The 5,643-nt window shown below is 45.9% G+C and carries 4 protein-coding genes and 1 pseudogene; 3 read left to right on the top strand and 2 right to left on the bottom strand.

Annotation, left to right across the window (positions count from 1 at the left end; genetic code table 11):
• Positions 1-573 (bottom strand): Uma2 family endonuclease (locus JGK36_RS33075; RefSeq protein ID WP_293187115.1); only part of this gene is annotated, 573 nt, incomplete at its 3' end.
• Positions 574-768: 195 nt separating this feature from the next.
• The gene (locus JGK36_RS33080) at positions 769-1,200 is read right to left on the bottom strand and encodes a hypothetical protein (RefSeq protein WP_293187116.1); all 432 of its coding nucleotides are present in this window, start codon (positions 1,198-1,200) and stop codon (positions 769-771) included.
• A 473-nt stretch (positions 1,201-1,673) separates the two neighbouring features.
• On the opposite strand from JGK36_RS33080, the gene JGK36_RS33085 reads away from it, so the two are divergent.
• The 3 genes and pseudogenes from JGK36_RS33085 to JGK36_RS33095 form a co-directional block, all read left to right on the top strand.
• Positions 1,674-4,076, top strand: coding sequence for a DUF1254 domain-containing protein (locus JGK36_RS33085; RefSeq protein WP_293187117.1), 2,403 nt, complete (start codon positions 1,674-1,676; stop codon positions 4,074-4,076).
• Positions 4,077-4,297: 221 nt separating this feature from the next.
• On the top strand, positions 4,298-5,047 hold the full coding sequence (locus tag JGK36_RS33090) for an IS1 family transposase (RefSeq protein WP_293199321.1): 750 nt from the start codon (positions 4,298-4,300) through the stop codon (positions 5,045-5,047).
• A gap of 395 nt (positions 5,048-5,442) precedes the next feature.
• Positions 5,443-5,643, top strand: a pseudogene (locus JGK36_RS33095) (IS701 family transposase); the annotation flags it as partial.

A 5,643-nucleotide genomic window follows, 5' to 3' on the forward strand; every position in this document is an offset into this window, starting at 1 on the left:
CTGTCGATCGAAAATAATTTCCTCATATAATTGCTCGATCGGCAAACTTAGATTGATACTTTGAAACTCAACCCGTTCGCCCTCCCGATAGCTCAAAATCACCCAATCCCCCGCCTCATTTTTATGATAAATATCGATCGCCATTTCATCCGAACTGACTAACACATAATCAACCAGATTCGGGTTGCGGCGATACTTTTCAAACTTCTTCCCTCGATCGTAAGCTTCGGTGCTATCCGATAAAACCTCCACAATTAAGCAGGGATAGGTAATATAGAGAGGATGCTCCCTATCTCGATCGTCACAAGTCACGCTTAGATCGGGATACGTATAGTTGGGCGTATTGAGAATATTAACCTTTAAATCTGAATTAAAAACACGACAAGGATTTCCCCGCAAGTGCGATCTGATTAAACTAGCAACATTTAATTTAATCGCACTATGATTTTGAGTGCCACCACTCATCGCATAAACCCGACCATCGATCAGTTCGTGTCTTTCTAGCTGCTTTTCTTCCCAAGAAAAATACTCTTCCGGTGTAAAGTACCGATCGTTATCTCGTGCTGCTATCATCACAATACTCCATGAATCAAAAGTTAATAATACGAATATTCTGCGAGTCCTCCAACTTCTTCATGGCTTCAAAGAATAGTTTGCATACACTACCTCCCGATAGCTGCTTTGCAATTTAATCACCATACTATTATATCTCAAATGAACTTTTTCAATACAGTAACGGTGGAAAAAAGCGTATTGAACCACGATGAGTCACCCTAGCTCTCTCTGTTTGCGATTGACCAGTGCAATAACAATATATATCACCGAAGTAATAGTACACAGGGGAAACAGAATAATCAGCAGCCAGGGTAATGTTGCAGCAGTGTGAAAAGTGGAACCCATATCTAGCCCAAACAAGTAACAAGTGCCAACCCCCCCTTCGTTTAAAGAACATTGAGCTTGCCGGGATAAATACGCCACAAAAACAATTCCGGCAATCAGAGGAGCAAAGCAGATGTACCAAATGCTGAAAAACCCAATTAAGGTACGAAACCAACCTCGAAAGCTTTTGTAGATCGACACTAGCAATCCAACAAACAGTCCAACGATCAAAATCGGGACTTGGAACATACTCAGCACGGGGAAATACCACGTCCAATCCACCAGATTTTTGATAGTTTGACCAATATTGATACCATTCACAAGGCATATTTGTGCTGTTTTACCTATCATTTGGCAGCCTGAAACGTTGCCAATTCCAACTAATAAGGTTGCAAATATAATAGGTAGTAGCAGGCTAATTAACAGGAATGCAATTAGCCATTGTCGTTGAGATCTGCCAAGAGAGAAACCCATAGAGTCATAATTATCGCAGATATTACATCAATATGATAACAGGCTTCGGTTTCGTGCCAGAAGTCTCAATTCAGTTTGGACGACTCTGCGTTATTTTAGTTTTCTATCCCAACCAGTGACTATTGTTGTTTGATAAATTGCCAAAATCGTTCAATGGGATTAAGTTCGGGGCTATGGGCTGGTTGACAAATTCGTATTACACCTTAGAATATTAACTATAGGATGAAGCAAAATTGGATACTTTATCGCAAACATCCAACATACAGCCAGCTCGATCTCTTTTTTTGCCATTTTCCCTGTTGTCTGACATCAATTTTACTATGGTAGATTTCTTAAACTTAACTCCGGAACCCGATACCTTTCAAATTCCTGCGATCGGACTTCCCAACGGCTTATTAGGCGTTAATGGTTTGGGGGGAAATGATACGATTCAAGGTTCGCCAATGGCCGATCGCATTTTTGGCAATCGCGGCGCCGATCGACTTTTCGGACAAGATGGCGCGGATACAATTCGCGGTGGCGCCGGTAGCGACGAACTCGCGGGCGGGCCCGGAAATGACTTGCTAATCGGCGATCGCGGTAATGATTGGCTGCGCGGTGGTTTGGGCGATGATGAATTGCAAGGCGGATTGGGCGCTGATGTCCTCATTGGCGGTTCGGGGCGCGATCGCTTGTTGGGCGGGCCAGGGGCTGACGTATTTGCGATCGCACCGGATGCAACAGTCCTCACAGTCGATCGCGCCGATCGCATAGTCGATTTTAATTCCCTAGCAGGAGATGCGATCGCACTCACCGATGGCTTGACCGGCGATCGACTGCTTGTAGAAGCCAGCGGCAACGACACACTGCTGCGGTTGCGCGATAACAACAGTATTTTGGCTGTATTAGAGGGAGTGAAACCTGCCGAAGTGGGCGATCGTATCCTACCCCTTGCCGCCGCTCTCAATAACACGGAGGCGGGCGCGCGCAATTTAACCGGGGAAAGTGGTGAAACTCAGGTGACAGGTAGTTTGGGCAGTGCCAACCGCCAGGATATTTACCGCCTCCAACTCGATCGACCCACTACTGTAGATTTGAGCTTAAACGGTTGGCAAAACGCCGCCGATGTAGACTTAGCCCTATTGCAAGATTTGAATCGAGATGGCGATTTAGGAGAAGATGAAGCGATCGCATCCTCCGAACAAACTAACAGCAATTCCGAGGCAATCCGATCCCTGACACTAACTCCCGGCCAGTATTTCGTGCGAGTCAAGCAACAGCCCGCCACTCAAATTACCAGCAACTCAATTTTGCAACAGGGCGATCAACCTTCAGCAACTTTTCCTGCCGCTACCTACCAATTGACACTCAACCGCCGATCGGCCTCGGAAGCTGATGCCACTGCCGCCAAAACCCAGCGCGACAGCGAAATGCAGGCTTTTGCCACAGGCATCAAAGCCTATGTCTACGGTTATCCCCTCGTACTGATGGCAACCACCCAAGAAGTCTCCACCGCCGTCCCAGCACCGGATGGGGCCGGCCGCGCCCCCATAAACGAGTTCGCCCATGTGCGACAGTTTCCCAATCCATCATTCAAAGATGTTGTCGCGCCGAATGTTGATACTCTCTATTCAACGGCTTGGTTGGATTTAACCAAAGAGCCGATCGTCTTGCAGAGACCGGATATGACCGGACGCTATTATCTGATGCCCACTCTGGATGGTTGGACGAACGTGTTTGATTCTCCGGGAAATCGGACTACCGGGACTGGGGCAGGGGCCGCCGCCATCGTCGGGCCCAACTGGCAGGGAACTTTACCCTCCGATTTGGGTGAAGTGCGATCGCCCACCAATCTAGCTTGGATCGTCGGGCGCACCCGCGTCGATGGCGTCGCCGACATCCCAAATGCAACAGCAATTCAGGACAAATACCGCTTGATTCCCTTAAGCAATTGGCTGAGCGGCAATATACCGCCAGCACCTGCAACTGTTCCAGCTCCTCCGGGAACAACTCCGCCGCCCCCGGTTCAAGTTGCCGACTTGTCAGCAGATAGCTTCTATACCAAGTTAAACCAACTAATGAAGAGCAATCCGCCAACAGCAGCCGATGCGCCCCTGGTAGCCAGCCTTGAGCCTTTCGGTTTAGCACCAACCCAAACATTTGATTTTGATGCCCTATCTTTCGCAGCAACGCGAGGTTTAGAAAGGGCAGTACCCGCAGCACAAAAAATTATTTCGACAGCGGCTAGCGGTGAAAGCGATGCTGTTGAAGGTTGGACGATTTCTCGCGGCTTGGGCGACTACGGCACGGAATACTTGAAGCGGGCCGTCGTTAGCTTGGTAGGTTTGGGTGCGAATCTCGATGCTGATGCGCTATACCCCACAGCTTACAGCGATCGCGACAGTCAACCACTCAATGGTACTAACAAATATGTACTGAGGTTTGGGCCCGGAGAATTTCCACCGAGTCAAGCTTTTTGGTCAGTGACTATGTACGATGGCGATCGCTTGTTAGTGGAAAATTCTTTGAATCGATATGCTTTGGGCGATCGAGATCCGTTGAAGTACAATGCTGACGGTTCCCTGGATATTTACATCCAAAATGCACCGACAGATGCCGCATTGCAGTCGAATTGGTTGCCTGCCCCCGCCGGAGACTTTAACTTGACAATGCGTATTTACTGGCCGGAAGAAGCAGCCCTCAACGGTACTTGGACGCCGCCGGGAATTGAGCGCACGACTTAGCAACCGCCACATCGGTTAGCACACAAGGCGGAAGATATCTAATATCAAATCCATTAGCATCGGACGTTGCTGTTCCGCCGCTGCCAATAACCTTTCGTTCCTAACCCAATGACGTTGATTCGATCGGGTGCAAGCGAGTTGTTATATCGGCGTTGCTGAACTAGGGTATGATGAAATGGTCGTCGGAGCGTCACAAATCACACACATTTAAAAGGAATATTATGCAATGCCCGGAATGTCAGTCTACTCATATCAATAAAAATGGTCACAAAAAAGGCAAGCAGAATTATATTTGCGTCAGATGTAAAAGACAATTTGTAAATGATTATCAATCTCAAAGAGGATACTCGGAAGAAGTGAAACGCGAATGTCTCAAAATGTATGTTAATGGCATGGGTTTTCGAGCCATTGAAAGAGTCAAAAATGTACATCATACTACAATTATTAATTGGGTAAAACAAGCTGGAGAACTCTTGCCAAATTGTTACGCTCCAGAAACGACTCCTGCCGTTGGAGAATTAGATGAGTTACAAACATTTGTCGGTTCAAAAAAAAAAAAAACCTGGCTGTGGACAGCGGTAGACCATTTTAAGCCAGGTATTTTAGGATGGGTTTTGGGCGACCATAGCGCCAAAACTTTTGAACCTCTATGGGAGATTGTTAGTAAATGGAACTGCTATTTTTATGTGACAGATGGCTGGAAAGTTTACCCAATGTTTGTGCCGGAGGGAGATCAAATTATCAGCAAAACCTATATGACCAGAGTTGAGGGTGAAAATACAAGACTCAGACATTACTTGGCTCGGCTAAAAAGAAAAACTCTTTGTTATTCTAAGTCGTCACAAATGCTAGAATATTCAATAAAATTACTAATTCATTATCTGAAATTTGGAGATGTTCCAATTCCCAATCAAAATCCCAGAAATCATTTTCGGCTCCAATCTCGCATTTTTTCTCGTCTCATACCCTGATTCAGCAACGCCGTTATATCAATTCCGGTTGCACCGGAATGATATACTGAAAGAGTGCAAAGAGCGCAACGAGGATAAGTCATGCCTAAACGCCTCAAGTTAGAGCCTCATCAAACCCCCTCCGAGTTGTCTAAACTTTATCGTCAAGCGTCAGACCCAATTGAACGGACACGCTACCAAATAATCTGGCTTTTGGCAACTGGACGAGTCACAGAAGATGTCGCGGATGTCACGGGTTACTGCCGTAACTCTATATATCTAGGACTTACGCATTGACAAAATCACAAAATAGTGCATTGATAAATATGAGTGGTCTACTTTCCAGGTATTTGACAATGAGAAAAACTACCAAACCCTCGACAGCACAATGCAACGCCGAAAAGTATATTTTATTTTTGCTCTTAGAACCAAAGTTTGGGGGGTGTAATAGGTTAGCAGAAATATTGGGAGATGTTTCGCATGATTCTATCAATCGATTTTTATTAAGAGAAAGATATGAACCGAAAGATTTATTCGAGACAGCTCAGAATATTATCACCTTAGAAGGAGGAATACTGAGTATTGATGATACAGTAATAGAAAAACCTTATAGCGAC

Origin of the sequence: Microcoleus sp. PH2017_35_SFW_U_B (assembly GCF_020737865.1) — a bacterium.
GTDB lineage: Bacteria > Cyanobacteriota > Cyanobacteriia > Cyanobacteriales > Microcoleaceae > Microcoleus.